Source organism: Pseudoxanthomonas sp. CCNWLY206-1 (genome assembly GCF_039710385.1).
In the GTDB taxonomy this organism is placed as follows: domain Bacteria; phylum Pseudomonadota; class Gammaproteobacteria; order Xanthomonadales; family Xanthomonadaceae; genus Pseudoxanthomonas_A.
The window spans coordinates 709,649-725,034 of sequence record NZ_JBDKXI010000001.1 but is presented as its reverse complement, the minus strand read 5'-3'; the positions used below and the strand labels follow the sequence as shown (position 1 = coordinate 725,034).

The window sequence follows — 15,386 nt, the reverse complement described above, 5'->3', positions numbered from 1 at the left end:
GAAGGCGAGTAGGCTCGGCGTCCAGGACCCAAGAGCGCGCAGCCCCATGCGCGGTCATCAAGTGGGAAGGCTGCGGCATCCCAGCATCGCGAGAACGCCGTGCAATGCCGGCACTTGCATCAATACAGGCGCCGCGACCGTGATTACACCGGCCATCATCACGCAAAGGCCCATTGCCGTGCGCCAGCCGCCGCGTTGCAGACGCTGCCCGACGCGAGCGCCTGCCCACGTCAGCGGCAGCATCACCGGCAATGTGCCGATACCGAAAGCCGCCATGGTCAATCCGCCGTGCAACGCGCTTGCCTGCAGCCAGGCGGCGGCTAGCAATGTCGTGCTCAACCCGCATGGCATCCATCCCCAAAGCATGCCGAGCATCATCCGTTTGCCTGTGCTGTTCGCCGGCAGCAGACGGCGTTGCAGCGGACGCAACCATTGCCACACTCGACCACTAGTTCCATGCAGGAATGACAGTCGTCCCTGCTTATCCAGCAATCGCAGCGCCGCGACGATCAGCACGAAGCCGACGGTAGCGCGCAACGCCAGCGTGAGTCCGGGCATGCGCGCGGCGTCCAGCAGACCGTGGCCGATGCCACCGACGATCACACCGGAAAGCGTGTAGCCGGCGATACGGCCGAGGTTCGGCTGCAGCGCTACCCACCAACCCCCTCGCTGCTGCACGGACAGGCTCGTTGCGATGCCGCCGCACATTGCCGCGCAATGCGCGCCACCCAACAGGCCACTCAACAGCGCACCGGCGACGACCAGCCAATCGATCGGAATCATTCCGCTCCGTCCCTGCGAAGTGCATCCGCGTCAGCATCATCCGCGAGGATGTCGATAGCAGGCGTGTCGAGGTCATCGAACTGCCCGCGCTTCACTGCCCACACGAAAGCACCGACAGCCAGCACCAGCAGCATCAGGCTCAAAGGAATAAGCAGCAGCAGGATGTTCATGCGCGAACCTCGTGTCGGCTGTGCGCCGAATCGCCGGCACCTACGGTGGGCGCACGGGCGAGCCGCAACGCGTTGAGCGTGACCACCAAGGAAGACAACGTCATGCCCAATGCCGCGAGCCACGGCGTCACCAGGCCGGCCGCGGCCAGTGGCAGGGCCACCAGGTTGTAGCCGATAGCCCAGGCGAAATTCTGGCGGATGATGGCGCGCGTTCGCCGGGCCAGCGCCATCGCGGCGGGGATTCTCGCGAGGGATGGCGAGGTGAGTACGAGATCGGCTGCGCGCTGCGCCAGTGCGGCACCTTCGCCGATGGCGATCGATACGTCCGCGCCGGCGAGTACGGGGGCGTCGTTGAGGCCGTCTCCGATCATCGCCACCGTGCGACCTTGCTGTTGCAACCTGCGCACGAGAGCCAGCTTGTCCTCGGGGGTTTGCCGCGCATGCACGTCGTCGATGCCGAGCCGCACCGCAAACCGGCCGACGGACTCGGCCGCATCACCGCTGGACAGGTGCAACGCGATGTCCTGGGCGCGAAGCAGATCGAGTGCCTCGCGAGCGTCATGGCGCTCGTGTTCGCCCACATCGAAGCGTGCGGCAGCGCGCCGGCCATCACCGAGCCATAGGGCGCCGTCGTCTTCACCACCGAAGGCGAACGCGGCATGGCCCAGTCGCCACCGCTTACCCGCGACATCGCCTTCGATGCCTTGTCCGGTGTGCGCCACGACGTCGGTCGCATCGCCATGCGGTTGCAGCGCACGTGAAGCATCCACGAACGCGCGTGCCAATGGATGGGTGCTGTCGCGCTCCAGCGCGGCCGCTATGCTGAGCGCCTGCTCGCGTTGCAACTCGTCGAAACCCTCGATACCGCGCAACCAGGGCGCGCCATCGCTCAGTGTGCCGGTCTTGTCGAAAACTACATCGCTCACACGTGCAAGCCGGTCGAGCGCGTCCGCACGCACTGGCAATACCCCCAGTCTTGCCAGAGTCCCATTGGCGGCGGCGAGTGCGGCCGGTACCGAAAGCGACAGCGCGCATGGACAGCTGATTACCAATAGCGCCAATGCAACCTCGAATGCGCGCGACGGCTCAAACACGCGCCATGCGACCCAGGTGATGGCGGCGCAGGCCAGCAGCGCGAATACGAACCACGCGGCAATCCGGTCCGCCGCTACGGCCAACGGCGGACGATGCGCCTGAGCCTGTTCGACCAGGCGCGCCAGTTGCGAAAGGCGGGTGGTGTCGCCGGTGGCGGTCACGCGAACACGTGCGGGCCGATCGCGGCAAATGGTCCCCGCAAACACCGGCATGCCCGCGTGCTTGCGCACGGCGTGCGCTTCGCCAGTGAGCAGGGCCTCCTCGAAGCTGGCTTCAGCATCCAGCAGTACGCCATCCGCCGGCACGGACTCGCCGGCGGCGATCCGTACGGTATCGCCGGAGGCGAGCAGCGCGAGGGGAACGAGCTCACGCGAGCCGTCTGCGCATTCGCGTGTGGCGAACGCAGGCCTGGCCCTTGCCAGCGCATCCACTTGTGCGCTCGCCACGCTGCGTACCCGTTGCTCGAGCATGCGCGCGGCCAACAGCAGGAACACGAACATCACGGCAGCGTCGTACCAGACCTGGGGTCCCCCGCGAACGGTCTCCGCCACGCTGGCGAAGTAGGCCAGCAGCATCGAAGTCGCGATCAGCGTATCCATGCCCAACCGGCGGTGGCGTAGCTCACGCGCGCAGCCGGCGAGAAAGGGCCATCCCGCGTAGAAGGCCACCGGCGTGGAAACAAGGAAGGTCACCCAGCGCAGGAAGTCGCGCATGGAGGTCGACATCGCGCCCGCCGTGTCGAGATACAACGCTTCGGCGACCATCATTGCCTGCATCGCGCCCAGCCCCGCCACGCCCAGTCGCAACAACCAGCGGTTGCGTTCGTTCCGGCGTGCTCGCTCGCTTGCTTCGCCGGTGGCCAAGTATGGCCGATAACCCAACGCAACCAGACGGCGCAGCGGGAGGGACAACGGAGTGAGCGCGGGGTCCCAGACGATCCGGATGCGGCCGGTCACCGCGTTGGCGCTGACCTCGAGGACGCCAGGCTCCCTGGCGAGTGCGCGATCGATCAGCCATGCACAGGCTGCACAGCGCATCCCGTCGGTGAGCAGGGTGAGTTCGCGGCCGCCCGCGACGGTACGCGCATGCTCCGCGATGACTTCATCGCGGTCCCAAAGCGCGAGGTCTGCGTCATCGGCCACCACGCGCGTGGCCGGTTCGCTGCGCAGCCGATAGTAATCGTCGAGGCGGGCGTCGCGAATCCACTGCATGGCGGCCGCACAGCCATCGCAACAGAACGCACGGTCGACGCCGTCAACCAGTGACAGTGCCGGCGAAAGCGGCAATGCTTCGCCGCAGTGGAAGCAGGTCGCCACCGCATGGCCCGTACCTTGGGTCGGGGATGCCGCAAGCGGGGCAGGTATCGCGGTCATCGCTCTAGTCGCCCGCGACGGCCGGGCGCAGGTAGGTCGCTTGCCGGGTGGCGTCCCAGCGTCCCAGCAGGCGCCATGTGCCGTCGGGCGCGCCCAGTTGGACGTTCCAGTCGTGCGATAGGTCGATTGCTTCATCCGCACGCCAGCCGGTGCTGGCAGGGAGGAGCTCGAGCGTGCGATCAAGGGCGGCGCGGCTCGGATGATGCAGCGCCAAGGTCAGCGGCATGTCGCGGTCGAACGCGCCGTCCACGGGCAGCACTTCGACCATGGTCTTGTCGGCACGGACGATCGCACTCAGGCGCAGCTGCTTTGCCTTCGCGTCCGGCCCGAGATCGCTTACCTGGATCTGCGCGGTGCGCCGTACCTGGTCGGGCACCGCATCGTTGTTGCCGGAGTAACGCGACGCGGTTAGCAAAAGCAGCGTCGTGGCAATTACCGCGGACGCTGGTATGACCGCGATTACCCACACCATCGGTTCGCGCCAGGCACTACGCTTTTCGGTCGCTCGCGCGTGGTTATCGGGGGTCGTCATGGTGTTGGTCCGAAGAAGCTGCTTTCCACTGTGGTGTCGACGCTGCCGTCGACGGAACGCACGTCAAAATGCACGGTCTTGCGGCCGTGAGTGCCCGTGGGCGCCTCCACGATGATCGGCACCGAAGCGACCTCGCTGGCAGCCACCCCGATCACCGAGGTGGAGCGCAGTTCAAGGCCGGAATCGCCACGTAGAGCGATGATGTAGCGCTGCGGATGATCCGTCTTGTTGACGAGCTTCAGCATGTAGCTGTTCTCGATACCGTCCTTGGTTTCCCGGTACAAGGCATTGCGATCGCGCAGCACTTCGGCGATCAGCGGAGAACGGGTGCTCACGCCGTAGGCGAACGCAGCCAGCAGGACGAGGAGCAGGGTGCCATAGACTAAGATGCGTGGCCGCAGTACCCGCGTGCGCTGGCCATCCAGCGCGTTCTGCGTGGTGTAGCGGATCAGGCCCTTCGGGTAGCCGATCTTGGTCATCACTTCGTCGCACGCATCGACGCAGGCACCGCAGGCGATGCATTCGTACTGCAATCCGTTGCGGATATCGATGCCTACCGGACAGACCTGCACGCATATCGTGCAATCGATGCAGTCGCCCAGCTCTTCGGGAACGAACTTCGGCAGCGGCTCGGCGACATCGCGATCAAAGGTGATCGTGCCCTTGGCCTGCACCCGATTGTCGGCGGCGGATGGATGCCGGCTGGCGCGGAAGACGTAGTCGTAGGCGACGAACAACGCGAGCAAGCCGCGACTGCGCTCCATCACGCTGCCCAGGCCGCGCTTGCGCGGGCCACGCGGTTCGCCGCGCATGGGGTCGTAGGCGATCAACAGCGTATTGCGGTCGAACATCGCGCTCTGGAAGCGCGCGTAAGGGCACATGTACTTGCAGACCTGCTCGCGCAGAAAACCGGCGTTGCCCCAGGTAGCGAACGAATAGAACAGGATCCAGAAGGTTTCCCAGCCGCCCAGCGCCAGCGGCAGTCGCGCGCCCAAGCTGATGATGGGCGTAAAGAATCCCACGAAGGTGAAGCCGGTCCACAGTGCGAACACCGCCCACAGCGCGTGCTTGGCGCTCTTGCGCGCGAACTTCTTGGCGGTCCAAGGCGCACCGTCCAGTTTGATGCGTGCGTTGCGGTCGCCTTCGGTCCAGCGCTCCATCCACAGGAACACTTCCGTCCATACCGTCTGCGGGCAGGCGTATCCGCACCATAGGCGTCCGGCTAAAGCGGTGAAGAAGAACAGTGCGACGCCCGCGATGATCAGCAATAGCGCCAGCAGCGGGAAATCCTGTGGCCAGAACGTCAGGCCGAAGACATGGAACTTGCGCGCCGGCAGGTCGAACAGCACCGCTTGCCGTCCATCCCAGCGCAACCAGGGAAACACGTAGAACATGCCCAGCAGCCAGGCCACTGCCAGCTTGCGCAGATGGTCGTAGCGGCCGCTCACATCGCGCGGATAGACCTTGCGTTCACTGATATAGAACGAGTCTTCCCCGGCTAGCGCGATGTCGATCGACTTATTCAACTGAATCGGCCTGGCACTGCGTTTTCAGCGCAGCGCACGGTTGAAGCGGCTGGCAGGACGCAGCAGCCACCAGGTGAAGAGGCTGGAGGACGCGGTCGCCAGCCAGAACATGAAGAAGCCGACGGTGTAGCCGAGTTCGCGCGACAGCGGCAGCGACGGGAAGGTGATGTCCCGCAGCGCAAGCGGATCGATGAAAGCGAAGAACACCATGGTGGCCACGCCGGCAGCGAAGAAGCTCGGCCAAGCGATCGCCCCGACGCGTTGAGCGAGCGGGCGGGGCGGGTGGTCGAAGCCGGGCGTGGATGCGCTCACGCCGCTGCCTACTTGGCGGCCTTGCCGACATCGGCATCGGCGTTGGCGGCACTGCGCGACTCGTTCGACAGCGACCAGACGTACGCAGCGACCAAGCGAGCGCGCGTATCGCCAAGCAGCTCGCCGTGCGCCGGCATGCTGCCGTGGCGGCCCTTGGCGATGGTCTGGCGCAGCGATTCCTTGTTGCTTCCGTACATCCAATATTCGTCGGTGAGGTCCGGTGCGCCCATCGCCTGATTGCCTTTGCCGTCGATGCCATGGCAGGCCACGCATACACCGTCATAGAGCTTCTTGCCCTGTGCGGCCATGTAGTCGTTGTGGAGCGACCTGTCGGCTTGAGACATCGTGCGCACGTACGCGATCACCTGGTCGACCGCATTGTCGCCACCCATGCCATTCAGCACCGTGCCCCACTCGGGCATCACACCTTCGCGGCCCTGGATCACTGTTTCCAGCACGCGGTCGGGCTCGCCGCCCCAATGCCAGATGTCGTCGGCCAGGTTCGGATAACCGACCGCGCCTTGCGCGGACGAGCCGTGGCAGGTGGCGCAGGTGTTGTTGAAGATCGAACGTCCCAGTTGGCGCGCGGCCGGATCCATAGCCAATGTATCGATCGGCTGGCCCTTGTAGCGCGCGAAAGTGGCTTCCAGCTTGGCGTCGTCGGTTGCCTTGTCCCGCGCATGCTCATTCTGCGAACTCCAGTTCGCGTAGCCGGTGAAATTGCCAAAACCCGGATACCAGATGAGATAACCGATGCCGAAGACGATGGTCAGCCAGAACAGGTTGATCCACCACTTCGGCAACGGCTTGTTGTACTCGGTGATATCGCCGTCCCAGACGTGGCTGGTGTCTTCCGGCTTCGGATCGCCCGGCCGGCGCTTGGCTGTCCACCACAGCAGCCAAGCGCAGCCGGCGATGTTCAGCACGATCAGCGCAATCACATACCACGACCAACCGCCACTCATCGTTCATCCTCCCCGTTGCCATCATCCAGCGGCAGGCGCGCCGCTTCTTCGAACTCGCCACGGCGACGCGGACTCCACGCCCACAGCCAGCCGCCGACAAACACCGCGAGCAACGTTGCGGTCACGATTCCAGAAACCATGGTTCAGCCTCCCCGCGGTGCATGTTTGCCGAGCGCCTGCAGATAGGCGACCACGGCGTCGAGTTCGGTTTTGCCGGAGACATCCTCCGGCGCTTGTTCGATCTGCGCGTCCGAATAGGGATCGCCCAGTCGTTGCAGTGCGCGCATGCGGTCCGTCACCTGTTGGCCATCGACTTGGTTTTCCGCCAGCCAGGAGAAGCTCGGCATATTGGATTCGGGCACTACGTCGCGCGGGTTGATGAGGTGAACGCGATGCCAGTCGTCGGAATAACGGCCACCGACGCGCGCCAGGTCCGGCCCGGTGCGCTTGGAGCCCCACTGGAACGGGCGGTCGTACACCGATTCGCCCGCTAGCGAGTAGTGGCCGTAGCGCTCGGTCTCGAAGCGCAGCGTGCGCACCATCTGCGAGTGGCAGTTGTAGCAACCTTCGCGCACGTAGACGTCGCGGCCGGCGAGTTCGAGCGCGGGGTAGGGCTTCACACCGGGCAGCGGCTCAATCGCCTCGGCCTGGTACATCAGCGGCACGATTTCCGCCAGGCCGCCGAAGGACACCGCCACTGCGATCAGCACCGCCATCAGGCCGACGTTGCGTTCGACTTTCTGGTGTGCGTTGCCTTTATGTTCTTTGTTTTCGGTCATGTCGGATCCTCAGGCGCGCGCGTCGTTCAAGTCGGGTGCCAGCACCGGATTCGGCGCACGGCCACGCGCCATGGCGAAGGTCTTCCAGGTGTTCCAGGCCATCAGGCCCATGCCGGCCAGCACCAGCAGGCCGCCGCCCAGGCGCACGAGGTAGTAGGGATAGGTGGCACTAAGCGACTCGACGAAGCTATAGGTCAGCGTTCCATCGGCGTTGGTCGCGCGCCACATCAGGCCCTGCATGACGCCGGCGATCCACATCGAGGCGATGTAGAGCAGCACGCCCAGGGTGTGCATCCAGAAGTGCGTGTCGATCCACTTGGTCGAGTACATCTGCGCCTGGCCCAGCAATCGCGGCAGCAACGCGTAGATCGAGCCCACCGAGATCATCGCCACCCAGCCCAGCGCGCCGGCGTGCACGTGGCCCACGGTCCAGTCGGTGTAGTGCGACAACGAGTTGACCGTCTTGATCGACATCATCGGCCCCTCGAAGGTAGCAATCATGTAGAACGAGATGGCGACGATCAGGAACTTCAGGATCGGGTCGGTACGCAGCTTGTGCCACACGCCCGAGAGCGTCAGCACGCCATTCATCGCGCCACCCCATGAAGGTGCGAGCAAGATCAGCGAGAACACCATGCCCACCGACTGCGCCCAGTCTGGCAACGCCGTGTATTGCAGATGGTGCGGGCCGGCCCACATGTACACCGCGATCAGCGCCCAGAAGTGCACTATCGACAGACGGTACGAATAGACCGGGCGTCCGGCCTGCTTCGGCACGAAGTAGTACATCATTCCCAGGAAGCCAGCGGTCAGCAGGAAACCCACCGCGTTGTGGCCGTACCACCATTGCACCATCGCATCGACCGCGCCGCTGTAGACCGGATACGACTTGCCCCAGCCCGCGGGAATCGCGATGTTGTTGACGATGTGCAGCAGTGCGATAGCGATGATGTAGGCGCCGTAGAACCAGTTGGCGACATAGATGTGCTTGACCCGGCGCTTGGCGATGGTGCCGAAGAACAGGACGGCGTACGCCACCCACACGACCGTGATCAGTATGTCGATCGGCCATTCGAGCTCGGCATACTCCTTGCCCTGCGTCAGCCCCAACGGGAGCGTGATGGCGGCGGCCACGATCACCGCCTGCCAGCCCCAGAACACGAACGCCGCCAGCCGGTCGGAAAGCAACCGCACATGGCAGGTGCGCTGCACCACGTGCAACGAGGTGGCGAACAGCGCGCTGCCGCCGAACGCGAAAATCACCGCGTTGGTATGCAGTGGGCGCAAGCGGCCGTAGCTGAGCCACGGAATGCCTTCGAACAACGTCGGCCAGTACAGCTGCGCCGCGATCAGCGCACCCACGGCCATGCCGACGATGCCCCAGACCACCGTGGCGATGGAGAACTGGAGCACCACCTTGTCGTTATAGAAGCCGTAGCGAGCCACCCCGGTGGGATCCGGCGCGGGGTCTGGACGCGTGGCCGGGCGTTCAGCAGGAGCGATCAGGTCGTAGTTCATGGGAAGAGGGCTGGAAGGAGTGGGGATATTCTTCCGCTCCATGCCGGGTGCCCTGTTGATCCAGATCAACTACTCCCGCGTGAGTGCGATACGGCGGTTCCTGGCCCACCCAGGGCCGCGCCCACAGCCGGTCTTCCCCGTGCGCTTTGCGCTTCGCGCGGCGGCGGGGAAGAGGCGGAGGACGGGTTTGCTACCGGATTGCGCTACTTCGTCACCACCAGCTTGCCCTTCATCAAGCCCGCGTGGCCCGGGAACGAGCAGAAGAAGGTGTAGTCGCCACCCGCCTTGAGCTTGCTGCCCGCGAATGTCGTGCTGGTGCTGGCGCCGCCACCGATCACCGGCGTGGCCGCGATCACCTTCGCGTCGCCCTTGGCCACGTAGCCGGCGGCAAGCCCAGCCTTCATGCCCGCGGTGTTGATCGCGTTCATATCCGCTGTCTGGCTGACGACGACGTTGTGACCCATCACCTGTGCGGCCAGTTTGCCGGTGTGGGCCAGCTCGATAGTGATCTTGGGGCAGGATGCGGACACCGTTGCGGTCTTCAGGTCGAACTGCATCGCATCGTTGCCCTTCAGCTTGACCACGCAATTGGGTGCGGCCTGGGCGGCGAACGCAGATCCGAAAAGAGCGAGGGCAAGCGCGATGTTGGAAGTGGATTTCATGGTGTTTCTCTCTGTGTGGGTAGAACGGAAACTCAGGGACCCAGAGCGGCACGCACAGCGGCCAGGAACTCTGGATCCGGACGGCTGCCGACCTGCTCGGTGCGGGCGAGGATCCGGCCATCGCGATCGAGCAGCACCAGCGCGCTGGTGTGGTTGAACTCACCATCGGCCAGCAACCGGTAGCGTATACCGAGTACGCCGGCCACCTTGCGGACGTCGTCGGCAGGTGGCGAAGCGAGTGTCCAACGGGCGGTGTCGAGGCGGCGTTGGCCGGCGATCTTCTGCAATGCAGCAGGCGTGTCGTGTGCCGGATCCATGCTGATGAGCAGAATGCCCAGCCGCTGTTGCTGAGCCGGCGTGAGGTTCTTCTCCACCGCCTTGCCCGAGTCGATGATCAGCGGGCAGATGTACTGGCAGGAGGTGTAGAACATCGACACCAACTGCGGCTTGCCGCGGCGCGTTTGCCAATCGCTCGTGCGGCCGGACTGGTCGGTGAGCTTCAACGGTAGCTGATAGACCGAATCACCGGGCAGCGAGGGGGCGGCCTTGGGTGCCGCGGAAACCGACGACGTGCAGAAGACGAAGGCGATGCCGGCAAGGATCGTAAAAAGAAAAGGGGGAAGCCGTTTCATTCAGCGCTCCTGGCGCAGCGAAAGCCGAGGTTGGCGGTGGCATTGCTGCCTTCCAGCGAGGACAGCATCGCCACGCGCATCAGCACGGCGTAGTTCTCGCGGTCGTTCATCGACAGCGCGCCGGCGCCGCAGAATTTCTTGTTATCGGGATCGCCCTGGTCGCGGTTGTCGCCCGACACAAGCAGCGACGAATAGTCGTCGGTCCACTCCCACACCAGCCCATGCAGGTCGTGCACGCCGTAGGCGTTCGCGGCTTGCAGCCCTGCGCGGGGCAGGCTCTGGTTGGACGGGCGCGAGTACCAGGACAGAATGCGTTCGCGCCAGGCTGGATCCTTGCGCGCATCCCTGCGGGTTTCGTCGGCGGCAGCGGCGTATTCCCACTCCGACCAGGTAGGCAGCCGTGCATTGATCGATTCGCAATAGGCGCTGGCGGCGAACCAGCTCACCCAGACCACCGGTTGTTGCGGCAATGCTTGCGTGCCGAGTTCGGTGGCCGATTTCCAATGCGACAGGTAGCGGATTTCGGCCAGTACGGGTGGAACGCGGTCGCGCCGCCATTGTGGATGCTGCTGCACGAAGGCGAGAAATTCCGCGTTCGTCACTGGTTTGCGCCGCAGCGCGAACGGCGCGATACGCACGCCGTTCTTCGCGTCCTCGTACTGCAGCGCCGATGTGAAAATACCGCCCGGCAGACCCACGTAACGCGACGATCCCGCATCGCCGGCAAGGCCGGCGAGCGGGAGCGCGAGCGCGAGCAGCAGGGCGGCAAAAGCGTTGCGCATGACTCAGTGGCCACCCGACGCGTTGTCAGGTTTCTGTTGGCGGATCGCCGCGGCTTCTTCCTTGGTCACGCGGCCGCCTGGATTGCCCCAACTGTTGAGCACGTAGGTGGATATGTTGGCCACTTCGTCGTCGGTCAGCTGGTTCATCGGCGGCATGTTGGAGTCGTAGTCCTTGCCGTTGACCTTCACCGGACCGACCAGGCCGTGCAGGATCGCGGCAGGCACACGCTTGGCGTCGCCGGCGATGTAGTCGGACTTCGCCAGCGGCGGGAACACGCCTTCCATGCCCTCGCCGTTGGCTTGGTGACAAGTGGAGCAGGTGCCCACGAACAGCGCCTTGCCTGCTTCGACCTGCTCGGCTTGCGTCAGCTCGCCGGCCTTGGCCGAAGCCGCGGCGGTCGCGACGGCCTGCAGGTTGGCGCCGGCACGGTCGCCCAGGTAGACCTCATCGACTTCCTTGCCGGAGTAAATCGCCTTGTTCTCCGGGCCATCGGCCTTGAGGATGCCCAGTGCACCCTTGTTGAAGGCGCGGAACAGGCTGTGGTCGACCAGCACATAGCTGCCCGGCACTTCCATGTGGAAGTCCATGATCGCGGCGCCGCCGGCGGGGATGAGCGTGGTTTGCACGTTTTCCTGGAAGCGCGTGCCGCCTTCGAACCAGACTTTGTCGAAGATCTCGCCGATGACGTGGAAGCTGGACACCAGGTTGGGGCCACCGTTGCCGACATACAGGCGCACGGATTCGCCGACCTTGGCGGTGAGCGCCTTGTCGCCGGTCAGGGCGCCTTCGCTGCCGTTGAACAGCACATAGGTCGGGTTTTCGTCGATCGCCTTCTGCATGTCGAACGGCGCGTGGCCTTTCTCGCGGTACTTGGTGGCCGTGTAGAAATCGCCCTGCATCACGTAGTACTCCTTGTCGACCTTGGGCATGCCTTCCGGCGGCTCCACCAGGATCAAGCCGTACATGCCGTTGGCCACGTGCATGCCGACAGGCGCGGTGGCGCAGTGATAGACGTAGAGACCGGCATTGAGCGCCTTGAAGGTGAAGCGCGACTTGTGGCCGGGGGCGGTGAAGCTGGACGCCGCGCCGCCACCCGGGCCGGTGACGCCGTGCAGATCGATGTTGTGCGGCATCTTGCTGTCCGGCATGTTGCGCAGGTGGAATTCCACCGTGTCGCCCTGGCGCACCCGGATGAAACTGCCGGGCACCGTGCCGCCGAAGGTCCAGAAGGTGTAGGTGACGCCTTCGGAAATCGGCAGGTCTTTTTCAACGACGTCGAGTTCGACGATCACCTTGGCTGGCGCGGTGCGGCCGGTTGCGGGCGGCACCAGCGGCGGCGCAGTGAGCACCGCCTTGATCGGTTCGCCCTGCGGCGGGCCGAAGTCGCCGTTGCGGGATCCGCCGCTGTCGGCGGCCGCGGTTTCTTTCGTCTCCTGCTTGGCGTCGCCGCCGGGCGATTGGCCGCAACCGGCGAGCACAATCGCCGACAAGGCGACCGCGAGGATCATGGCAGAGGTCCGTGTCTTCATGTTCTGGCTCCTGTCGGTCAGAACGGCATGTTCATGGTGGCCGCGGCCTGCGTGGCTTCCGCCTGCGCAACCACGGATGGCGGATCGGAAGCGTCGGCCGATGCCGGACCGGCGGTGCTGGCAAGCAGGCCCATGACGGCGATCGCTGCGATCAGGACCGCGGCATAGCCGAGGGCGTATGTGGTCAGGTCTTTCACTGTCTTGCTCCTGGTTCTGGAGGCGGGAGGGCATTGAGTTCGTTGATGGCGGCAGTCTGTGCCGCTGTTTCTTCCATGCCTCTGATCTGGATCAACTGACGGTGCTACGCGGGTATGCCCGCATGATTCGCTTGATCTGGGTCAAGACCGCCCGGGGCGGCGGGCTCCGCCCGCATCGGCTTGACCTGGGTCAGTGCGCATGACCGTCACGGCCGTTGCAATGTCCGCGAGCAACACGGAGCAGAGCGATGCGCGAGAGTTTTTCCGAATGGGAATGCACACCCGGCAGTGCGCCGGGCCTGATCGAATCGATGGACGCGGCGGGATTCACGGCAAGCGTGCCCGCGCAAGACGAAGAAGGCGCCGTCGGGGTTGGCGACATCGGATAGCGTGTGTGTGCGGCGTCATCGCCCTCGCGTCATGGCTCGCGAATGGCGATGCCGTGCTGCGATGAACCAAGACGAGTGGCCGTGCTGCGCGAGCGATACCATGAACAGCTGGCGCAGCGGGGTTCTTCGTGTGGTTGCTGTCAGCCCTGACCGGCTGTGAACGCATCCACCGCCGCGCGCAGCTGGTTGGCGAAGTCGTGGTTGACGTCGCGGTGGCCGGCTTCAGTTGAACCAGTACGCCAGCATGCCGAGAGGGTGATGAGCGCGCGCGATCGAGTAGATGGCGAAGAACGCCGCCAGGGCGGCGACATAAAAAACCAGCCTTGCGCGTGTGGTTTTCGCCCGCTTCAACGCGAACGCGCCCAGCACGATATAGGCGACGATCAGCGACACTTTCACCGTCAGCCAGCCGTTGGCGAACATGCCGCCCGGCAGGATGGTGAGCAGCATCAGCGCAGCAGTCAGCAGCGCTGTGTCGATGGTGTAACTGACCCATCTGATCGCCAACGCTTGCGGCCAGCGCGCACCACCGATCAGGAAAGCACCGCGCAGCGCGAACAGCGATCCGCTCAACAACGCAACGAGAATGTGGAACTGCCTGATCTGCGGATAGAACTCGATCATCCGGGCTTTCCGTCCTTGCGCGGCGATAGATAGATCAGGCCGATGCGCGCCACCCACGGTGCCAGCGCAAGCAGCCAGCCCAAGGCAGCCATGGCCTGCCAGCGCAGGTTGTCGCCCGCCAGTTCGGCCCCTATGCGCATCAAGGCGACAGCCTGGATCGCCACAAACGCGTACAGCGCCACTTTCGGCATCACCAGCGCACGTCCCGAATGGCCCTGCGTCACGCGGGTGACCATGGCCACCAGCACGCTGCCGAAAAAGCCCACGAACAGCGCATGCGCGGGTGCGCGGCCCAGTCCGAACGCGCCGGTGAGCAGATAGCTGATGCTCTGCGCCGAATACAGCATGAAAGTGATCGGCAGCCACGCCAGGCCGATGAAGAGCACGGTCAGCATTCCGGGCTTGGGGCCAAGGGGCCACCAACGCACGCACAGCACGATGGAAAGCACGAGCAGCGGAATATCGGCCGTCCAGAGCCAGCCATAGGCATGCACGAGTTCGAGCAAGAGGTGCAGCAGGCACAGTCCCCAGAACAGCGCCAGCAACCAGAGTGGACGCCATGGCGAGTAGCCAGGCACAACGCTGTTGGCGAAGAACGGAAACATGCGGTGCGCCACCGTCATGTAGATCGGCAGTACCAGGCCGAAGCTGCCGAGCTTGATGCTGGCGAACGCCCACATCGGCGAGGCCCCCAGCACGAAGGCGGTCCATCCGATCAATCCGGCAAAGCCCAGCAGCAAAGCCGCGAAGCAGGAGCGCGCGTGCCAGGTGGTGCCCGATTCGCGCCACAGCATCGGCGCCAAGGTCGCCAGTGCGGCGATCCAGCCGCCCAGCGTCATCGCCAATCCCACCACGATGCCCGCGCCCCAGCCTAGCGCGCCGAGCAATGTCGCGACCTGTCCGCCGAACAGTCCCAACCCCACCGGCACGTAGTTCCAGCGTCCGAGTTCGGGTAGACCCATCCAGCGCGGGAACACCGTCAGCAGGAAGCCGAAGATAAAGCTCGCCAGCATCTGGTACTGCATCACGAACGCATGCAGCCACCCGGCATACGGCGTGGGCTGCGGCATCGCCAGCAGGTGCGGCCAGCGCGCCGCGACCAGCCAGGCGGCCCACCACGACATCGCCAGCAGCACGTTGCTGGCGCCCACGAAGAACAGCAATCGATGCGGCGCCTGCGCCAGAAGTTTCGGGGAAGCGGAAGACACCATGGCTCAGCCGCCGCAGCCACCGCAGCATTCCGACGGCAAGCGATCGAGCTGCCGCGGCTCCGCGTCGACGCCCGCTCTGCGCAGGCATGCCAGCAGTTCGTATTCGGTCACGGCGGCCGAGATGCGGACGCCGTGCCCGGTCGCATCGATGTCCAGCACCACGGCAGGATCGAGCTGGGCGATCGCATCCTCGATCGCGGTGAGGTTCGGGGTATCGCCGGTCGTATGGAAAATGAATTGCATGATCTCAGTATCCGTAGGTTGTCTCGGAGAAATGCGTGCGCGCCTGGCGCGCACGCATGACAG

General features: G+C 64.9%; 19 protein-coding genes. 1 reads left to right on the top strand and 18 read right to left on the bottom strand.

All coding sequences use genetic code 11. From position 1 onward, the window contains the following. Positions 1 to 57 precede the first annotated feature (57 nt). From AADW18_RS03035 to AADW18_RS02965, 15 genes are all read right to left on the bottom strand, one after another. On the bottom strand, positions 58 to 783 hold the full coding sequence (locus tag AADW18_RS03035; RefSeq protein WP_337341865.1) for a sulfite exporter TauE/SafE family protein: 726 nt from the start codon (positions 781 to 783) through the stop codon (positions 58 to 60). Beyond that, entirely contained in the window at positions 780 to 953 is a 174-nt protein-coding gene (gene ccoS, locus AADW18_RS03030; RefSeq protein WP_337341864.1) for a cbb3-type cytochrome oxidase assembly protein CcoS, read from the bottom strand. Before ccoS ends, AADW18_RS03035 begins: the two co-directional genes overlap by 4 nt. Continuing rightward, complete coding sequence (locus tag AADW18_RS03025) at positions 950 to 3,421, bottom strand: heavy metal translocating P-type ATPase (protein WP_337341863.1); 2,472 nt, start codon at positions 3,419 to 3,421, stop codon at positions 950 to 952. The genes ccoS and AADW18_RS03025 overlap by 4 nt, the downstream gene beginning before the upstream one ends. A gap of 4 nt (positions 3,422 to 3,425) precedes the next feature. Then, entirely contained in the window at positions 3,426 to 3,953 is a 528-nt protein-coding gene (locus AADW18_RS03020) for a FixH family protein (protein WP_337341862.1), read from the bottom strand. Beyond that, entirely contained in the window at positions 3,950 to 5,479 is a 1,530-nt protein-coding gene (locus AADW18_RS03015) for a 4Fe-4S dicluster domain-containing protein (protein ID WP_337341861.1), read from the bottom strand. The genes AADW18_RS03020 and AADW18_RS03015 overlap by 4 nt, the downstream gene beginning before the upstream one ends. Positions 5,480 to 5,503: 24 nt before the next feature. Continuing rightward, positions 5,504 to 5,791, bottom strand: a complete 288-nt coding sequence (locus AADW18_RS03010) for a hypothetical protein (protein WP_337341860.1) — start codon at positions 5,789 to 5,791, stop codon at positions 5,504 to 5,506. 8 nt (positions 5,792 to 5,799) lie between these two features. Next, the gene (gene ccoP / locus AADW18_RS03005; protein WP_337341859.1) at positions 5,800 to 6,756 is read right to left on the bottom strand and encodes a cytochrome-c oxidase, cbb3-type subunit III; all 957 of its coding nucleotides are present in this window, start codon (positions 6,754 to 6,756) and stop codon (positions 5,800 to 5,802) included. Then, complete coding sequence (locus AADW18_RS03000; RefSeq protein ID WP_337341858.1) at positions 6,753 to 6,896, bottom strand: cbb3-type cytochrome c oxidase subunit 3; 144 nt, start codon at positions 6,894 to 6,896, stop codon at positions 6,753 to 6,755. Before AADW18_RS03000 ends, ccoP begins: the two co-directional genes overlap by 4 nt. 3 nt (positions 6,897 to 6,899) lie before the next feature. Next, positions 6,900 to 7,535: a cytochrome-c oxidase, cbb3-type subunit II gene (gene ccoO, locus AADW18_RS02995; protein WP_337341857.1), complete on the bottom strand. Its 636-nt coding sequence runs from the start codon at positions 7,533 to 7,535 to the stop codon at positions 6,900 to 6,902. 9 nt (positions 7,536 to 7,544) lie between these two features. Beyond that, positions 7,545 to 9,053 carry a cytochrome-c oxidase, cbb3-type subunit I gene (gene ccoN, locus AADW18_RS02990; protein WP_337341856.1) on the bottom strand — a complete coding sequence of 503 codons (1,509 nt, stop codon included), beginning with the start codon at positions 9,051 to 9,053 and terminating at the stop codon, positions 7,545 to 7,547. A 203-nt stretch (positions 9,054 to 9,256) separates the two neighbouring features. Then, complete coding sequence (azu, locus tag AADW18_RS02985; protein WP_337341855.1) at positions 9,257 to 9,715, bottom strand: azurin; 459 nt, start codon at positions 9,713 to 9,715, stop codon at positions 9,257 to 9,259. 32 nt (positions 9,716 to 9,747) lie between these two features. Beyond that, positions 9,748 to 10,347, bottom strand: coding sequence for an SCO family protein (locus AADW18_RS02980; RefSeq protein ID WP_337341854.1), 600 nt, complete (start codon positions 10,345 to 10,347; stop codon positions 9,748 to 9,750). Next, on the bottom strand, positions 10,344 to 11,129 hold the full coding sequence (locus tag AADW18_RS02975; RefSeq protein WP_337341853.1) for a formylglycine-generating enzyme family protein: 786 nt from the start codon (positions 11,127 to 11,129) through the stop codon (positions 10,344 to 10,346). Before AADW18_RS02975 ends, AADW18_RS02980 begins: the two co-directional genes overlap by 4 nt. A gap of 3 nt (positions 11,130 to 11,132) precedes the next feature. Further along, on the bottom strand, positions 11,133 to 12,659 hold the full coding sequence (gene nirK, locus AADW18_RS02970; RefSeq protein ID WP_337341852.1) for a copper-containing nitrite reductase: 1,527 nt from the start codon (positions 12,657 to 12,659) through the stop codon (positions 11,133 to 11,135). Between the two features lie 17 nt (positions 12,660 to 12,676). After that, complete coding sequence (locus AADW18_RS02965; RefSeq protein WP_337341851.1) at positions 12,677 to 12,856, bottom strand: hypothetical protein; 180 nt, start codon at positions 12,854 to 12,856, stop codon at positions 12,677 to 12,679. Between the two features lie 248 nt (positions 12,857 to 13,104). On the opposite strand from AADW18_RS02965, the gene AADW18_RS02960 reads away from it, so the two are divergent. Further along, entirely contained in the window at positions 13,105 to 13,245 is a 141-nt protein-coding gene (locus AADW18_RS02960) for a hypothetical protein (protein WP_337341850.1), read from the top strand. A gap of 222 nt (positions 13,246 to 13,467) precedes the next feature. Here AADW18_RS02960 and AADW18_RS02955 read toward each other — a convergent pair whose 3' ends face one another. The 3 genes from AADW18_RS02955 to AADW18_RS02945 are packed head-to-tail and all read right to left on the bottom strand — an operon-like array spanning position 13,468 to position 15,323. Next, positions 13,468 to 13,869, bottom strand: coding sequence for a SirB2 family protein (locus AADW18_RS02955; protein WP_337341849.1), 402 nt, complete (start codon positions 13,867 to 13,869; stop codon positions 13,468 to 13,470). Continuing rightward, positions 13,866 to 15,077, bottom strand: a complete 1,212-nt coding sequence (locus tag AADW18_RS02950) for an NnrS family protein (protein WP_337341848.1) — start codon at positions 15,075 to 15,077, stop codon at positions 13,866 to 13,868. Before AADW18_RS02950 ends, AADW18_RS02955 begins: the two co-directional genes overlap by 4 nt. Positions 15,078 to 15,083: 6 nt before the next feature. Then, a complete protein-coding gene (locus AADW18_RS02945) occupies positions 15,084 to 15,323 on the bottom strand; it encodes a hypothetical protein (protein WP_337341847.1) in 240 nt (79 codons plus the stop codon). Positions 15,324 to 15,386: the final 63 nt, after the last annotated feature.